Source organism: Flammeovirga agarivorans (assembly GCF_012641475.1).
Lineage (GTDB): Bacteria > Bacteroidota > Bacteroidia > Cytophagales > Flammeovirgaceae > Flammeovirga > Flammeovirga agarivorans.
In genome coordinates, this window is the sequence record NZ_JABAIL010000145.1 from 1 (window position 1) to 511 (window position 511).

Consider the following 511-nt stretch of genomic DNA (forward strand, 5'->3'; position numbering starts at 1 on the left):
ACATCCTCATGATGAACATTAAGACTAATCCATTTAAGGCTGTATCATTTGTTCGCTCCGCTATCGAGAAGGCGCTGGAGACTTCCGGCTACCTCATCGCAGACACTAAGCACGATGGTGTGCGCGGGAACATTTGCGTAGACAACACGGCCAACGCAGCGTGGCTCAGCCGGGTCTCTAAGACCATTCCGGCCCTAGAGCACCTCAACGGTTTCGACCAGCGCTGGAATAAGTTACTGAAAGATGACCGCTGGATTTTCCCGGATGGCTTCATGCTTGATGGCGAACTCATGGTCAAAGGTGTGGACTTTAACACCGGGTCTGGCCTTCTGCGCACCGTCTGGCTCAAGCAGAGTAACTTTACGTTATCTACCTGCGAATACTGGCACGATGAGTGGAAGAAGAAAGCCAATCGTCAACCGTTCCACCTCGACCCTTACAACCTCAAAGTTGTCCTCTACGATATCATTCCGCTTGACATTATCGAGTCCGGTGATGACTACAACGTGAT

General features: G+C 50.9%; 1 protein-coding gene. It reads left to right on the forward strand.

Features of this window, described 5'->3' with window-relative positions:
- Window positions 1–8 precede the first annotated feature (8 nt).
- Window positions 9–511, forward strand: a 503-nt coding sequence (locus HGP29_RS28680; protein WP_211093491.1) for an ATP-dependent DNA ligase, incomplete at its 3' end; no start/stop codon positions are given.